Annotated in this window: 20 protein-coding genes; 2 read left to right on the plus strand and 18 right to left on the minus strand. The window is 63.9% G+C overall.

Translation table 11 applies throughout. The annotated features are described in order from the left end of the window. Positions 1 to 132: 132 nt before the first annotated feature. The 17 genes from ACWPMZ_RS08280 to ACWPMZ_RS08360 all read right to left on the minus strand — a co-directional run bounded on the left by ACWPMZ_RS08280 (position 133) and on the right by ACWPMZ_RS08360 (position 13,595). Complete coding sequence (locus tag ACWPMZ_RS08280) at positions 133 to 2,529, minus strand: hypothetical protein (RefSeq protein WP_455703530.1); 2,397 nt, start codon at positions 2,527 to 2,529, stop codon at positions 133 to 135. Beyond that, positions 2,529 to 2,774, minus strand: coding sequence for a D-Ala-D-Ala carboxypeptidase family metallohydrolase (locus ACWPMZ_RS08285; protein WP_455703531.1), 246 nt, complete (start codon positions 2,772 to 2,774; stop codon positions 2,529 to 2,531). The genes ACWPMZ_RS08280 and ACWPMZ_RS08285 overlap by 1 nt, the downstream gene beginning before the upstream one ends. Next, positions 2,749 to 3,381 (minus strand): hypothetical protein, encoded by a 633-nt coding sequence (locus ACWPMZ_RS08290; protein WP_455703532.1) that lies wholly within the window; start codon positions 3,379 to 3,381, stop codon positions 2,749 to 2,751. The genes ACWPMZ_RS08285 and ACWPMZ_RS08290 overlap by 26 nt, the downstream gene beginning before the upstream one ends. Further along, positions 3,381 to 4,013 (minus strand): hypothetical protein, encoded by a 633-nt coding sequence (locus ACWPMZ_RS08295; RefSeq protein ID WP_455703533.1) that lies wholly within the window; start codon positions 4,011 to 4,013, stop codon positions 3,381 to 3,383. Before ACWPMZ_RS08295 ends, ACWPMZ_RS08290 begins: the two co-directional genes overlap by 1 nt. Before the next feature lies 1 nt (position 4,014). Next, a complete protein-coding gene (locus tag ACWPMZ_RS08300; RefSeq protein ID WP_455703534.1) occupies positions 4,015 to 4,413 on the minus strand; it encodes a hypothetical protein in 399 nt (132 codons plus the stop codon). Next, complete coding sequence (locus ACWPMZ_RS08305) at positions 4,410 to 4,844, minus strand: hypothetical protein (RefSeq protein WP_455703535.1); 435 nt, start codon at positions 4,842 to 4,844, stop codon at positions 4,410 to 4,412. The genes ACWPMZ_RS08300 and ACWPMZ_RS08305 overlap by 4 nt, the downstream gene beginning before the upstream one ends. Continuing rightward, positions 4,844 to 6,286 (minus strand): hypothetical protein, encoded by a 1,443-nt coding sequence (locus tag ACWPMZ_RS08310; RefSeq protein WP_455703536.1) that lies wholly within the window; start codon positions 6,284 to 6,286, stop codon positions 4,844 to 4,846. The genes ACWPMZ_RS08305 and ACWPMZ_RS08310 overlap by 1 nt, the downstream gene beginning before the upstream one ends. After that, entirely contained in the window at positions 6,286 to 6,609 is a 324-nt protein-coding gene (locus ACWPMZ_RS08315; protein ID WP_455703537.1) for a hypothetical protein, read from the minus strand. The genes ACWPMZ_RS08310 and ACWPMZ_RS08315 overlap by 1 nt, the downstream gene beginning before the upstream one ends. 50 nt (positions 6,610 to 6,659) lie before the next feature. Then, positions 6,660 to 7,766, minus strand: coding sequence for a phage capsid family protein (locus ACWPMZ_RS08320; RefSeq protein ID WP_455703538.1), 1,107 nt, complete (start codon positions 7,764 to 7,766; stop codon positions 6,660 to 6,662). 58 nt (positions 7,767 to 7,824) lie between these two features. Further along, entirely contained in the window at positions 7,825 to 8,628 is an 804-nt protein-coding gene (locus ACWPMZ_RS08325; RefSeq protein WP_455703539.1) for a hypothetical protein, read from the minus strand. Between the two features lie 156 nt (positions 8,629 to 8,784). Further along, positions 8,785 to 8,919, minus strand: coding sequence for a hypothetical protein (locus ACWPMZ_RS08330; protein WP_455703540.1), 135 nt, complete (start codon positions 8,917 to 8,919; stop codon positions 8,785 to 8,787). Beyond that, a complete protein-coding gene (locus tag ACWPMZ_RS08335) occupies positions 8,906 to 10,861 on the minus strand; it encodes a portal protein (protein ID WP_455703541.1) in 1,956 nt (651 codons plus the stop codon). The genes ACWPMZ_RS08330 and ACWPMZ_RS08335 overlap by 14 nt, the downstream gene beginning before the upstream one ends. Continuing rightward, positions 10,854 to 11,159, minus strand: a complete 306-nt coding sequence (locus ACWPMZ_RS08340; protein WP_455703542.1) for a hypothetical protein — start codon at positions 11,157 to 11,159, stop codon at positions 10,854 to 10,856. Before ACWPMZ_RS08340 ends, ACWPMZ_RS08335 begins: the two co-directional genes overlap by 8 nt. Then, the gene (locus ACWPMZ_RS08345; protein ID WP_455703543.1) at positions 11,159 to 11,587 is read right to left on the minus strand and encodes a phage tail fiber protein; all 429 of its coding nucleotides are present in this window, start codon (positions 11,585 to 11,587) and stop codon (positions 11,159 to 11,161) included. The genes ACWPMZ_RS08340 and ACWPMZ_RS08345 overlap by 1 nt, the downstream gene beginning before the upstream one ends. After that, a complete protein-coding gene (locus tag ACWPMZ_RS08350; RefSeq protein WP_455703544.1) occupies positions 11,584 to 11,949 on the minus strand; it encodes a hypothetical protein in 366 nt (121 codons plus the stop codon). Before ACWPMZ_RS08350 ends, ACWPMZ_RS08345 begins: the two co-directional genes overlap by 4 nt. Before the next feature lies 1 nt (position 11,950). Then, positions 11,951 to 13,177: a PBSX family phage terminase large subunit gene (locus ACWPMZ_RS08355; protein WP_455703545.1), complete on the minus strand. Its 1,227-nt coding sequence runs from the start codon at positions 13,175 to 13,177 to the stop codon at positions 11,951 to 11,953. A gap of 19 nt (positions 13,178 to 13,196) precedes the next feature. Next, positions 13,197 to 13,595 carry a terminase small subunit-like protein gene (locus ACWPMZ_RS08360; protein WP_455703546.1) on the minus strand — a complete coding sequence of 133 codons (399 nt, stop codon included), beginning with the start codon at positions 13,593 to 13,595 and terminating at the stop codon, positions 13,197 to 13,199. A 252-nt stretch (positions 13,596 to 13,847) separates the two neighbouring features. Here ACWPMZ_RS08360 and ACWPMZ_RS08365 point away from each other — a divergent pair, with 252 nt between their 5' ends. Both ACWPMZ_RS08365 and ACWPMZ_RS08370 read left to right on the plus strand, forming a co-directional pair. After that, positions 13,848 to 14,024 carry a hypothetical protein gene (locus tag ACWPMZ_RS08365; protein WP_455703547.1) on the plus strand — a complete coding sequence of 59 codons (177 nt, stop codon included), beginning with the start codon at positions 13,848 to 13,850 and terminating at the stop codon, positions 14,022 to 14,024. Between the two features lie 6 nt (positions 14,025 to 14,030). Next, entirely contained in the window at positions 14,031 to 14,225 is a 195-nt protein-coding gene (locus tag ACWPMZ_RS08370; RefSeq protein ID WP_455703548.1) for a helix-turn-helix domain-containing protein, read from the plus strand. On the opposite strand, the gene ACWPMZ_RS08375 is transcribed toward ACWPMZ_RS08370, so the two are convergent. After that, positions 14,206 to 14,400: a hypothetical protein gene (locus ACWPMZ_RS08375; RefSeq protein ID WP_455703549.1), complete on the minus strand. Its 195-nt coding sequence runs from the start codon at positions 14,398 to 14,400 to the stop codon at positions 14,206 to 14,208. The genes ACWPMZ_RS08370 and ACWPMZ_RS08375 overlap by 20 nt on opposite strands. Between the last annotated feature and the right edge of the window lie 120 nt (positions 14,401 to 14,520).

Consider the following 14,520-nt stretch of genomic DNA (forward strand, 5'->3'; position numbering starts at 1 on the left):
ATAGCCGGAACAGTCGATGAAGGCAACTTGCCATGCGCCTTTCGTTGGGGTAAACTCATCTGGTGGAAGACTGGATGAAACTGGCGCTTATCGGTCTGCTGACCGGCGCCATTCGCGAGGGCTACACCCTCATCACTGGCCGGGAGATGTTCCCTGCAAAGCCAGTGCCCCGGTGGCTCCGGCGGACAGGCGCTCTATTTTCTTCAGCTTGGCAGCGATTGCCTTTCGCTTCCCGGCGCTAGGGGCAAAGGCTCCCTTCGTGACCTTGCGCACGCCGGGGGCGTAAGCCGCGCCAATGGACGCCAGAACGCCCAGCGTCGTGGGTTCGACGTAGGCAACGCCGCCCGCAACAGTCGTCGCAGCCAGTGACCGGTCGAAAGTGCCGCTGTTTGCCATGCGGTCGCCAAGCTGACGGCCCTGCGTGGCATAGTCCTGCATGTTGGCTTCGCCGCGCAGATAGGCCTTGGAGCGAACACCGCCTGACGTGTTCTGCACCGCCGCGTCGAGGTTGGCAGGGGTAAAGGTGCCCGCATCCCCGCCCCGGCGTCGAGCCGCATCCTCGATGCGGACCAGCTTGGCATATCCGGCATCGGCCCGGTCGAGCAAAGCCACCGCTTCGGGATCGCTGTGGCGACGGGCCGCGCCGTCCAGGCTGTCCCGCACGCCTTCCAGCACGTCGGCAAGCGCCTGGTCTTCGCCAGTCAGCCCCTTACGGCTGCGGGCAATGTGCTTGCCGAGGTCCGACATGGCGCGCTTATAGATATCGCCGGACAGGTCGTCCTTGATCGTGTTCGCCATGATCGAGCGGAGCTTGTTCTGAGCCGCCGGGCCGAGAGTCTGAATGTCCGGCGCAAGGGCCTGTAAGTCGTTCGTCAGTTCCTCGTCGACCAGCACCTTCATGCCCGACCGCGCTTCGTCATAGACGCGAGCAAAAGCCTGCTGGGCATACTTGTTGGGATCGGTGCCGGGCTTCATGCCCTTGGGCAGTTCTTCGCCAATTTCGCGCAACGCCTGGTTGAACGCGCCGATCTGGAATTGATCGCGAGCCTCCTGCCGCGCGCCAGTGATGGCCGCGCCGACAATAGGGACCGATTGCAGGGCTTCCTCGGTCGCGTTGACCGCGCGCCCGATGACGCCGCTGTCTGCGAAGCGCTGCCCCGGTGTGGGACGGACACCCTCGGCGTAAAGGCTCGCCAGATTGCCGCCAGACGGGCTCAATGCGCGCCCGACGCCCTTCATGGCAGTTCCGCCCGCCAAGCTGCCCAAACCCGCCGAAACGGCCCCCTGACCAGCCCCGGCGAAGCGATTGCCGCCGTCCGCCATGCCTGCGCCATTTGCAGCCCCGGCGATTGCGTCACCGGCCGCGCCGCGAATGAGGCCACTGCCCATGCCGAGGCGGGCAAGCCCTGCCTCGCCGGACAGGCCCGCCATGATGCCGCCGGACAGTTCCCCAAGCCCGTAGGCGTTCGGACTGCCCTGCTGCGCCTGTGCCAGCGCAAGACGCGCCTGCTCGGGGTTGCCAGCAAGGTTGTCGAGCGTGTTGCCGGAGAGGAACTGCCCCGCGCCCAGCGCATAGGCCCCGGCAGCGCCAGAGCCGATGTCGGTGATGGTCTGCTCAAAGGATGACAGCGGTTCGTTGCGGATGGCCTCGGCGCTGGTGCCCTCATAGCCGGGGTTCTCGGCAAGGAACGAGCGCCACTGGTCGTAAGCTTCGGGCGGGATCGGATCGAAGCCGCGCGAACTGAGCATGGAGTTGATGGCCGAGAGCGGGGCGCCTGCCTTGATGAGCTTGTCGAGCCGTGCAGACATCTCCGGGTCCATCGTGGATCGGACGCCCTGCGCGGCTTCGTATTGCTGGGGAGCCGACGAAAGCACCTTGGGGGCGTAGTCGTCTTCTTCTGAGGGCAACCATTCAGCCGGAGGAAGGCCAAACACTTCACGGTTGGCGTCCACGCGCCCCTTGAGGTTGCGCAGCTTCTGCTCGATGGCCTTATCCCAATCGCTCGCATTCGGCGTGTTGGCGGCAGCAAACTGCATCGCGTCCCTGTCCGATTGCGACCCCATGCCCGGAACCTTGAACGCGGCGAGGCCTTGGTCGGCCATGCCCTCGCCCGCCGAATTGAACTCGCCAGCGCTAGGGCCGAAGCCATCCAGCGCCCCGAATGCATTCCAGAGGGATTCGTCACGGATCCCCGCGCGGTAAAGCTCTTCGACGCGGTTGATTTGCCCCACAATGCTTTCGAGTGTGGCAAGCTTTGCGCGATCAGCGATTTTGGTGGGGGCCTTGGTCTTGTCGGCGGGGCCGCCGGGGATCGCCTCAAGCGTGCCGTTCGCACCCCAGCGATAGCCGGACGGAGCATCCTGGCCTCCAGCGGGCTCCGACAGGTCGCGCTCAGCCTTGGCAATGCTCAACTCGCGCTGGCGCTGCACCAGCGGGTCGACGGGAGCGGGCGCCTTGGGCGGCGGACCATAGACCGGCCCCTGCGAGGGCTCGGAGTCGAGAACAAAGCCGGGGGGAAGTCCAGACATCAACGCGGCTCCATGTGTATGTGATCGCCCTCGTTGATGACATCGAGGTGCGGATTGGCCGCTTTCAGGCGGCGATAGTATTCGGCCATGCTCATGCCGGGCGGGGGAACGCTGTCACGCGCCCGTCCGGTCAGGTGGTAGCTGTTCGAGACGCCGCCCACCGCCTTGTTGCGTGCCGGGCTGCGGAAGGTGCTTGTGACCCGTTCACCGGGAAGGCCCCTAGGGTTGAAAGCCGCCGGTGACATTGCTGCCACCGCCTCCCATCGGAACCCACCGCCCGTTGCGGAACTGAATTTTCTGCCCGGTCTGCGGGTTGGTCGCGGTCGCGCCTTCCCGTGCGCCGCCGCTAACAGGCGAAAGTGGTTCAGCGCTGCCAGGATTGGCCCGCACCAGCTCGTTGATGTTCCGGCCGTCCGGCGAGATGCTGTAGAGGCTCCCGCCCGGCTCGATGCTCTGAATCTTGGGCGCAGTGCTCTTGAGATAGTCGCTCATCTTGCCGAGGCGGATTAGCGACTGCTCGCGCTGCTCGAACGGCACTTGGGCAAGCTGCGGATCGTATTGCCCGTAATGCTGCTGCACGGTCGCCCACTTTTCGGGGCTGTCGGCCCACTGGACTGCGGCGGCCATGTCTTCGAGGCCGGCTTTCACCGCCTCGGCCTTGCGCTCGTCGAGCTTGACCTCCTCAAGCTGGCGGCGCCAATCCATTTCTTCGCGCTGCATGTCCATCTGCTGACGTTGCATTTGCATTTGCTGTTCCCTCGCCTTGCGAGCGTCGGACTGCGCGTAAATGTCCGCCAGATTCAGCTGTGCGCCCTGTGCCGCCAGCACGGGAATGCGGGGATCAAGAGCCATTAGAGATACCTCTCGCTCAGCGTGGCGAGATTATTCAAGGCGCCGCCCCACGCTTGCGACTGCCCCGCATACCCAGAGGCTCGTGCATTGCCCTGCTGCGTCAACAAGTCGGCAATCGAATTGGCGCTCTGCTGCCCGAAGTTACCCGTCTGTGCAGCCGCGTTCTGACCCATGCCGGCAACACCCGCGAGCTTGTTGTATGCACTGTCCTTGGCGGCCAGCTCGCGGCCATACCAGTTGCCGTATGTCTGATCGGCCAAGCCGGTTCCGAAGCGGGCGAGGTCTTTCAGCGTCCCCCCGCTCATCAGCGTGCCACGCGCCGCGCCGCCGCTCTCGATGGCCCGCTGACCCTCGTTGAACGCGAACTGATAGCCGGGGTCGGTGCGGAACTTGCTGGGGTCCGGCGCAGATGCAAGGTCGCTCAGGCGGGCGGTCAGCGTGCCGAAAGCCGCCGCGCCCCCCGTGCGCCACGGGGCGAGGTCGCCGCGCGTGGTGTCATACTGGCGGCTGATCTCGGCAATGCCTGCCTGGCTCGATGCTACCTGAGCGTTTGCTGCCTTGTCGGCCCCGCTTGAGCCAATCAGGGCACTGCCCAAGGTAGCAACACCGCCGATAATTGCGCCTATGGGCATATCAGAACCTCATCTCGAATAGTTCGCCCACGCCCTCGGGAGCCTGCATCAGCCCGAGCGACGTGAAGCCAAGTTTGCGGTTGAACCAGCGGACGTGTCGCAATTCCAAGGGGGTCAGCCCCCATATCAGGCTTGCCTGCGTCGCCATCTGCGCCAGCATTGCCTTGCCGAGCGTGATGGCTTCCGTCCCGCGCGCCCGGAAAAAGCTGTGCCCTTCGTAAACCCCCGGCCCACGCCATGCGAATATGGCCCCGCCCCCCTCACTGATGAGGCAAACATTGCGTCGGTCATCGAGCAGGGCATCGGAATTAAGCCGCCCCGCCCCGCCAATCGTCGGACGAATGGCCGGGTCGTTCAGTAACTCGTCAATTCTGTCGGCGTCGAAACACCGCTTGATCATGTCAGCAGGTTCACCGTGTCGAGCCGGGTCAGCAGCGTGGCAATCGTGGTCGACTGGCTGACCAGCCCATCGCTGATCGCCTGCACTTCGCCCTGCGTCGGCGGGTTGCTGGCCGTCACGCCCGCGAACGGGGTGTGGCTAGGCCTTGCTGCCTGGTCCTGCTCGACAAAATCGAGCGCGTCGTAGGCATCGAGCCGGGCGTCCAGCGCGTTGATGGCAGCATTTGCCGCCGCAATGTCCGTGTTGGCTGCGTCGATCGCATCGCCCTGGTCGGCAATGTCGCCCTGCGCTGCCTCAAGTTCAGCCTGTGCCGCCGCAAGCTCGTTTTGCGTGTTGATGAACGCCGTAAGGGCGCGCAGCGTGCGCATGTTGGCCTCGCCCACGCCCACTTGCCGCAACTCGCGTTCGTCCAGGAAAAGCTTTGTGGCCATCAGCGACCACCCACCGACACCCGTGCCACCGCGCCCGAAAGCGCCGTGAACACAGGATCCGAAACGGCCACCTCGAACACCCACTTCCTGCCGGTGCCGAAGTCGTAGAACCTGACCTGCGTGTCGTATTCACCGATGCCGCCAAGGCTCTCGGTGCGCTCGATGCCGAACGCCACGCCTTCCGGCGCTGCACGCAGCATGACCTCGGGGCTAGTGCCCTGCCCGCTGCCGTCCAACCCTACGCCGCCCGCAAAGTCCAGCCACAGCTCGCCAATCTCGATCCAGCGGCCGGCGGCTGCGTAGATCGCGCTGGTGCGAACCCGGCGTATCTCCTGTCCGGCGTCCGAAAACAGGTCGAGGCCCATTCGGTAGACCTTGCCCGTCTCGTAATCGCCCACGACGTGCGAGCCGTAGACGAAGGCGTGAAACTCCTGCCGCTGGCGCTCCTGTGCGCCCGTCTCGCGGTTCAGCCAGGCGCGTTCATGCCATTCCTGCGTTTTGAGGTCGTAGGCCCACGTCCCCGCCTCGCTGTTCAGGACGTAGAAGGTGTGCCCTTCCTCCTGATAGGTGTAGGCGGTAATTTCCGTGCTGCCCGCCACGAACCGTTCAACGGCGCTGGTGGATACCCGCATCGGCGTGAAGCCGTTGGAGCGGCGGACGATGCCCTGCCCCTCCTTGTCCTGCTCGACCCACCAAACCGAGTTGTCGAGCCGAAGCGCCGTGTAAGGATGCGCGCAGCCTGAATACACCACGCCGCCGCCGATGCGCTGGAACGGGTTGTCCACGTCCCCGCTGTCATACCAGGCCTCGGTCGATTCATCGCCGTGCAGCCAGATTTGGTCCTCGGTCGTGGTGATCGCCACGATTTCGTCCGGCAGGCTCTCGGCGGTGAAGAAATTGGCGCCCGGAATGTCCGTGGCGTCGTTCAACTCGCTGTAGAAGACCTGCCCGTTCTCGCCCTGGTAGAGAATGCGCTGGTTGAAGAACACGCAGAAGCGCCCGCGCGGCGCATCGGTGATGGCGGTGAGCGTCGAGGCGTCGAGGTCGAGGGCATAAAACCCCGCCCCGTCCCCGATGACAATGACGTTGAGCAGGCTCGCCATGACGACGCGCCCGCGAACCGAGCTGATTGCGCCCCACTCCCGGTAGGAGCCGTTCGCATAGACTTCGTAGACCCGCGCACCGGCCACAGCGAACAGGCGCCCGTTGTGGACGTGGTAGCCACGGATCGGCGTGCGGGGCAGCGTGCCCAGCAGTTCAAGCCCCGGCGTGCCCCTGAGCGTCCACGGGTCGCCTTCGCGCTCCGGCTTGACGAGATACCAGTTGATGCTGCGCTGCGTAGCAACCTGCGGCTTGGGGCCAGTCTGGGTCGGGCCGATCAGCGGGATGGGAACGTCGCGCCAGTCCTTGCGGGGCTTGACCGACGCATAGCGGGCCAGCATCAGAAATACTCAGCCTTGCCCACCCCGTGCCGCTTGTCGGCAGTCAGGTAGCGCAGTTCCGCCAGTGCGGCGGCCTTGAGCGCCGGGTTGCGGTCACGCCCGAAGCGCGACACGCTGGCAGCGCAGTAATCGACGAAGCTCTCCACCGCGTAAGCGGGAATGTCGCTCGACGGCCACAGGGCCACCTCAAGCTGCTCAAGCTCGCCCTGGCAGTTGCCGATCAGCGTTTCGAGATAGTTGGCCCGGTCAGCCGAAAGGGCGTTGCCGTCGCCTTTGATGCCAAGGTTTTCCGCAAGGTGATTGCGGAACTGTTCAAGGTTCATGCGTCACCCCACGAAAAGTAGGGGCGGACCCGAAAGCCCGCCCCCGTGTGTTAGCTGGCAGCGATGCCAGTCGTGTTGCCCGCGCCGGTCGTGGCGGCAAAGCCAGTCACAACGCCGTGGTCCTTGAGGTCATCCGTGTCGCCCGAGCCCGAGCCGAAGATGATCTTGCGGACACCGTAGATGCCCTCGACCGCAACGCCGTGCTTGTCGCCGTAGTCGAACACTTCGGTGACGGTCTTCCAGCGCTTCGCGTAAGCAACCGCCAGAGCCTGCGCACCGCACAGGTAGATCGGGGTCACTTCGGTCGTCGCGGAGGCGCCAAGGTTGGTGTAGATCGGGATGTTGTCGATCTCCTTGACGATCACGCCGTTCCACATGATGTCGCCGCCCTCGAACAGCTTCGAGGCCTGCTGCTCCACGACGGTCGAAGCGAGAACTTCGGTGTCGAGGCTGTCACGCAGGTTCTTGAAGGCGTGCGGGTTGGCGAACGCGACGTAGTAACGGCGACCGTTGCCGGGATCGCGCATCGGGCGGATCTTCGGCGCGCAGGTCTTGGCCTTCAACACCATCGCATCGAGCATGGTGGCATTGAACAGGTCCGACGTGGTGTCGAGCAGAGCGAAGTCCGCCGACGCATCGGTCAGGCCGGCCGCAGCCGCACCGAACACGACGCGATCCGCGTTGTCCACCAGCCACGCATCACGCTGCGCTTCGGTCGAGGACGAGAACGCCACGCCGTTGATCGAGCCGAGCGCCGTGATGATGAGATCGCGGGTGTCTTCGGCCGACCAGTCCAGCAGGGTCGGCTTCGCGGCGTTGCGCAGCGAGATGGCCGACTTCTGCTCTTCCATCTCCGCGACACGGACCGCGTTGCGGCGCTTGTCGACGTAGATGCGCATGGAGCGCGAGGTCATGGCGTGCTCGTTGCCTTCCAGCGTCGAGGAGCCCGTGACGGCGGTGTCGTTGATGCGGTTGACGAGGGCGATGGTGATCGAATCACCGGCCTTCTTGGTCAGGTCTTCCTTGACCTGGATGACGGAGCCTTCGTCGGTGCCCATGAGGGGCTTGAAGGCCTGGAGGGTCTGGAGGTATTCGCGGAAGTACGAATCCTCCCACTGCTGGACGACAAGTCCAGTTGCAGAGGTGGTATCGGTCATTGGTAAAAAGTCCCCGAAGGGATCGCCGACGCTTCACAGCGTGGGATCGGTTGGTTGGTTAGCCGAGCAGCTCGTTGATGGGCTTGGGACCGGACCACGCGGGACCGGACCTGACACCGACCGAGCCGTCGGTTGCTGCTGTCGAGGGGAAGGTCTGCGCAGGCGCCGGGATGGCCGCCCTTGCTTCCGCTTCCCACTTGGCGCGTTCGGCAGCGATCAGCGCATCCAGCGAACCGACCTGCTCAAGCTCCATCGCCCGCTTGCCCGTTTTGTAGGCAAACTCGGCAGGGTCGCCTGCGCTCGTCATCTGCTGGATCAGCGCCGGGTTGGCAGAGGCCGCCTGCTGGAACGCGCCGAACGCATCCCCGTAGTCGGCATACTTCGCCTTGGCCGCAGTCTCCGAAGCGTTGATCCGCTCCATCACCTGCTGCTGCTGGAACTCCTGGATCGCCAGTTGCGCGGCGCGCTTGGCTTCCGCCGAGATTACCCCGGTCGGATTGTCCCAGAAGTCCACCGGAGGTTCCGGCTCCGAACGTTGCTGGCTGGCTTGGGAAAACTGCGCCTTGAGGGCGGCAATTTCCTGCTCCAATTCCTGCCGTTTGCGTTTCTCTGTGAGGTAGCCCTTGAACTGGTCATCGGGGATCGGATTGGCCGGCGTCACCTCTGCTGCCTCAGCCGTCTCCGGCTGCTGTTCGCCCGTCTGCTTGGGTGCAAAGCGCCCGTGTTCGTCGCGCGGCCTTTCGGCAGCTTCGCCCGTGAGCTCCGCTTCCGTTACCGGCGCTTCCTCGGTCACAACCTCCTGCGGCTCGGTCACTTCGGCCTCAGGCTCGCCACTCAGCAGTTCGTCAATACTCCGTTCCATGTTCAGTCCTCAACGCCCGATTAACGGCGGCTTCCCGTTTACGCCCGTAAGCCCGGCTTCGGCTTTCCACGTCGTCACGACGTTGAAACTTCAAACTAAATCCCCTGCACGGCAGGTCGGTGGCGGTGCCCATGAGAAAGGCGCGGTAGCCCTTCATCAGTCCGCCAACTGCTCGACGCCGATGCGAACGGCGCTGATTGTCCCATCGAACTCACGCACCAGCAGGCCCACGGCCTTGCCGTCCTCGATCACGTCAGCATCCTCGATGCGCGGCCACTCAAGCTGCCTCACGGGGCGCCTCGGGCTGCATCGCCTGGATGCGGTCGGTCACTGCGGCAAAGCGGTCCGTCTCGATCTCGGCAGCGCGGAACTGCGCTTCCATCGGGTCGGCCTGCGTCGGTTGCCGCTGGGCGTCCGACAGCTTCTTGACCGTATCGGCCTGCGTGTTCTCGACCTGTGCCTGCGCCCCGGCAAGCTGGAGGTCGGCCATCTGCTCGCCACGCGGATCGGGCGGAGGTGCGGCCTGCATCTCCTCGATCATCTGGATCAGCTTGTCCTTGTTGCGGAGCTGGCTGGCCTCGATAACCGTGGCGATCATCTGCGGGCTTTGCGCCATCGGGCCAAGCGCCGGCAGCATCTTCACGATGGCATCGAACTGCTCGGCCTGCACGGTCGGCGTGTCCATGCCCTCGTCGATCACGATGTCCACATCCAGTTCGTTGACCGCGTTGCGGACCTCGACAACCTGGTCCCCGTTCTGCTGGACGAAAAGCCCAAGCGCCATCTGCGCCTGCGGGTCGCCCTGCATGTAGGCCTGCAACACGTTCGGTCCGACAAGCTTCGCGGCCTTCTGCATGGCCTGCGGGTCGCCCTGCCCCACTTCCTCGGCCAGCATCCGCACGGTGATCTTCTGATTGAGGCCCACGAAGCGCATGTTGCGCTCGTCGTCGGTCACGCGGATCCAGCGCTCCTCAGGCCATACCTGGCGAATACGGTTCCAGACGCCCCGGTAAACGTCGATGCTCAGCGAGCGCAGGCGGTCGAACATTCGGGCCACCTCGACCATGCCGCCCTGCTGCTGGGCAAGGATGGCGCGCCCGCTCATGTCGTTCTCGTTCTTGCCTGCGAGTGCCGCGTTGGCGCCCAGCAGGTCGATCTCGTTTTTCGCTTCCTGCAACAGTTGTAGGTTGGCCGCCGCCATGTCGTTGGTCGGCAGGATCTCGAACTCGCCATCCTCGGCAAGCACGATGCCGTCGGGCTTCGCCATCTCGCGGCGAATTTCCTCAGGGTCTTCCGCCACCGTGCGCGAAGCGCGGACCTGCCGCATGGTAATCAGGTGCAGGCCCTTCGACCGGCGTTTGTTCACCTCGTCCTGCGGGCTGATAAGCACCCTGACGGCGCCATAGCGGTTGTTATCGCGGTCGATGTAGAGCGAACGGGCCTTGAGCGGGTTTTCCGGCTTGCCGTCTTCGTCCACGAAGGGCGATGGCGCCTTGGGCTCCAGATAGCCGCCGTAGGTGAACACGCAGCGCATCCACTGGCCGCGCTCCTTGTGGTAAAGCTCGATGGCCCTGAACCGCTTGCGCGAATAGTCCGCCCACAGGTTGTCCTTGGGCTTGTCGTCGTATGTCTCGAAGTCCTTGGCCTGGGCAATGGTGGACTCCACCACCTCCTTGGGCCAGCCCTTTTCCTCGGCAACGTCGGCGTCGTACCACGTCACGATGCCCATGTAGCGGGCGTCATCGAAGTCGGTGCGGCTCGATGCCGGGTCGTGAAAGAACCGATCCCACGGGATATGGGCAAGCATCGGGTCGTAACCCTCGCGCCCCTGCTGCACACCGACGAACACGATGCCCGTGCCCTCGATCAACAGGTTGTCCCATGCAGCCGAGCGAATGTCGTCCCACTCGGCATCGTCGCACACGAAGCGGATCGCATCGGTTGCAGCGTCGGCCGCGTCCTCGTCCTTGGGCGTGCGGGGAAAGGCCTTGGGATCCTTGCGCTGTTGGCGCTCAAGGCCGCTCAGAAAGTCGATCTTGCGCTGAATACGGTTGTAGGTGACGACGGGCTGCTTGCGGCGCTCAAGGGCCTGCACCTCGTCCGGCGTCCACTGCTTGCCGTCGTAATAGTCGCGGTCGCGTTCAGCCTTGATGCGGGCCTCGCGCGTCGATTGCTCGCTTTCCTCGAACATGCGAACCAGCGGCCCAACGTCCGCATTGACGGCCTCAGTCATAGTCGCGCTCCGTTCTGTCGCAGTTCGGATCGCGGACGTGAGCCCGAACCGTGGCAACCAGCGTCTCGCCAGACGCCAGGACAGCGGTGCCCGTGATGATGTGCGTGCCGGCAGTGTTGAACGTGCCGAACACGGTAGCGGTCGTGCCGCTTACAACCGGGGTGTCGAAGCTGACGTTCTGTGCTGACACCGTAAAGCTGTTGACCACGTTCAGGCCAGCGGCGGCCCCGTGCTTGAACGTCAGCTTGCGGACCTCGCCCTTGACCAGCGAGGCATCGTTTGGGCGATACGCGGCCATCAGTCGGCGGTCACGCTGAGTTCGCCCACCGGGATCAGGGGAGCGAAGTTGACCTGCATGGGAATGCTGTCGTTAAGGGCGCCTTTGAAAAGCAGGGTGCCCGCGCCGGTCTCATCCAGGCCAATGCCGAAATGCGTTAGCGTCTGGGGTGAACCAAGAGCGGTGCAGATGCCGAACTCCAGAGTTGCGGCGTTCGTCACCTCGCTCCCGCTGATCGTCCACCCGGCGTCACTGCGAGCCACGGTCTGCCGGGTATAGCCGGTGTAGCTCGTTTCGCTTGTCGTCTGACTGCCGGATTCGCCCGGATCGGCGGTATGCAGCGACACGAAGAACTCGGTGGCCGCGTTTATCGCGGTGCGCGCCGTGTCCTGAACGTCCTGGAATATGTCCTTTAGCTCGGCGACTTCGGTAACATTGGTGGCGCTCATTGCTTCACTCCAAGGAACACCAGCTCGTAGGCGTGGGCGTTGAACTCGACCGGGCCATCCACGTCGAAACAGAGGGGCATCACGGTCATGTCGAAGTTGATTGGGTTGCCCGCGAGCCGCAGGTCGGCGGTGGGCGTGAAAGTCAGTCCCGTTGTGCCGCCCGTGTGGGCGTTGACGAACAGTGTGGTGGTCGGGCCAAACGTGAGCGACGATGCGCCCCCCGTCAGGTAATATGCGCCGCCGCTGCCCTCGACCGTGAATGTAAGCGACGTTGTGCCACCCAACTCGGTCGGCGTGGCAACGATGAAGCTGACCGACACCGATGCCAGCGGATCGGCCGCCAGCGGTGAAAATCCTAGCATGTCAGGCGGTCTTCCATGATCCGCCCTCCGTCTCCCGCTTCCGGTCCCAGCGGTCGCGGGGCTTGGTCGCTGCCTGCACCTTCGGCTTGTAACCAGTGCGCCGCAGCTCCTCTAAGGCGTAGCGCAGCGCGTCGATGGTGTGGTTGTTCTTGTCGTCCAGCACCGGCAGTATCTCGCCAGTGTGTTCGTCCACCTTGTAGGCGTAGAGCGTAAGCTCCTCGATGACCTTTGTGCAGCGCGGATGCACCACGATGTCGAAGCTGCGCAGGAACTCTACGCCGTCCTCGATGCTGCCTTGGCCCTTGATCGCGGCGGTAATCCTGTAGCCCTGCCGCTTCATGTAGCTGACCGTCTCAGGCCGGGCGCTGTCCGCCCTTATAAGCCACTTGCGCGAGCCTTCGATGGTGTCGAACAGCGTAGGCAGGTGGTCGATCTCGCAACCGACCTGCCAAGCTTCCCGGTCGACGTAGAGCGTCCGCCCTTCCACATGGCAGCGCACCAGCACCGTGGGATCGATGGCAAAGCCCCAATCCGCACCGAACCTGTGAACCGCGTTGGCAGCGGGCTCGAACTCCTCGACCTTCCAGTTGCGAAACACCCGCGCCTCGCTGTTGAGCGAGTAATGGCCTTCCCACACATGCAGGAACTTGTCCGGGTCGCGGCGCCTGTCGTCTTCCAGGTCGGCGCGCAGCTCGGCAGGCAGCTTTGTGTTGTCGTTGTAGTTTACTTCGATGACCACGCTGTCGACCGGCGGCTCAGGCCCGCGCAGCAGAGCGTCCACCGGGTCGCTCGGCTTGTTGGGGTTCCAGCTAAACCAAAGCTCGGACCCGGCCTTGCGGATTGTCGGCCGCAGCAGGTCGAGCGAGCGCTGGCTTAGGCTCTGCGCCTCCTCGACCCATGCAACGTCGAAGCCCTCCAGCGACTTGATGCTGTCGGCCGTGTGGTTCTGCATCCCCTGGAACATGATAACGCCGCCGCCGGGCGTCTTGATCTCGGCTTCCAGCACCGTGAACAGGTGCGAGACACCGAGCGACTTGATCTTGTCTTCCACGAGCAGCTTGACGCTGTTCTTGAGCGACTTCTGCACCTCGCGGACACAGGCAGCTCGAAACCCTGGCTGCGATGTCGCCCTGATGACCAGCATCTCGGCAAAGGCGTGGGACTTGCCCGATCCGCGTCCGCCGTGCGCGCCCTTGTAGCGCTTCTGCGCCCACAGAGGCTTGAACACCTCCGCGATCTTGTGCGGCTTACGATCCGAAGGTGATGTCCCAGCCCTTGAAGGCAATGGGGTTGTCGTCGTCGTCGCCGCCAACGTGTTTCACCTTGTCGCTGTATTTGCCCTTGAGCTTGCCGGCCATCCACTTGCGCGTGTCGATCTGGAGCTTGCGCTCGTTCACGTCCTCCGCAGCCTTGAGCGTGGTCTTGTCCGCAATCGCCAGGCAGTCATCGAACAGCGCGTCGGCCTGCAATTCCCTCGCGTGCGCGTACTGTTCCGAGAACGTCTTATCCAATGACAGCCAACGGCAGACTGTGCTTGTCGCCGGCATGTCGGGATCCGTGCAAATGGCCCTCAGGCTTTCGCCGTCCGCCAGGCGCTCGCAAATGCTGTCAGCGATCTCCTGGGTGAAGGCGCTTGGCCTACCCATCGCTCTGCATCTCAGCCAGCGCATCCAGTGCCTCGCCTATGCAGGCAAAGCCCATTGCATCGGCACGGGCGCGCAGTTCGGCGTAGGCTTCGATCTTGTCGGTGTCGGTCATTTACCTAGCCCCCATCTTGTCGAGACAGCCGCAAAAAATGCGACGAACCGTTGAAAATAGTTGTTGCCAATGCGGACCAATGGTCCTATCTATGGTGCATCAGCAAGGGGCCAGTGGCCCACCACGAAAGGGAAAACGAAATGACCTTCACCGCCACCCAGATTCGCCTTCCGGCCAATGTCTCGGTTCGTCCCGGCCAGATCATCCGCTTCAACGCGCTCGGCCACTTCCTCCGCGTTGAGGACTATGTTTCCAACGGCCTCGGCACGCTCTACAAGGCCAACAATGACGGCACGTTCAGCCGGTTCTTCTTCTGAGGTTCCATGACCGCCAGTGAGTTAAAATCCATTCGCGAAAGGGCCGGGCTTACACAGTCCGGCCTTGCCGCTTTGCTCCGCCTGTCAGACAGCCGCACGATCCGCCGTTACGAGGATGGCAGCCGCGAGATTAGCGGGCCTGTCGCAATGCTCCTTGAAATGCTCGATGCGGGCGAACTGCCTAAGCGCTTCCGCCCATAGCTTGCAGACAGCCGCCGCAGATGCCGCTGCATCCGTTCTCGACGTACTCCTGGAACATCATGGCTATGTTAAGCGCCATCTGGTCGTCGTCGGCGTAGGTGCAGGCCATTTGCAGGCAGGCAAGCCTTATCGCCTCGTCGTGGTCGAGTTGGGCAACTGCCGTTGGCTCGTCCATTCGTCCGCTTCCTTGTCTGCGATCTCGATAAGGCGGGACTCGCGACGGTCTGGCTTTACCTGTGCGCGGTAGTGACGAAGGCTTCCGGCCATTGGGTTGCGGCTCACAGATGCCTCCAAA

This window comes from Tsuneonella sp. HG222 (assembly GCF_053819185.1).